Below are 230 nucleotides of genomic sequence, written 5' to 3' on the forward strand. Positions count from 1 at the left end.
CATCCACCGTGTATTGGTTTACGTCAATACCTACGACATTTATCACATTGGTGGCTAGGATGGCTGCATTCTGAAGACAGATATATCCAAGGCCCACAACAGCTACAGTTTTGATGTTCGTCATTTACTACACCTTTTTTGTTAAACAGTGATTTGTTCTTTGGGATCAACAAAGAACTTGATTTCGCCGGACGCAGCCAGTTCCTCATCTGAGACATCACAGGTATGGC

At 43.0% G+C, this 230-nt stretch carries 1 pseudogene; it reads right to left on the reverse strand.

Going from position 1 to position 230, the window contains the following annotated elements:
* A pseudogene (locus tag N7568_RS25635) lies at positions 1–124 on the reverse strand (UDP-N-acetyl-D-mannosamine dehydrogenase); the annotation flags it as partial.
* Between the last annotated feature and the right edge of the window lie 106 nt (positions 125–230).

Source organism: Paenarthrobacter aurescens (genome assembly GCF_025421775.1).
Taxonomy (GTDB): domain Bacteria; phylum Actinomycetota; class Actinomycetes; order Actinomycetales; family Micrococcaceae; genus Arthrobacter; species Arthrobacter aurescens_B.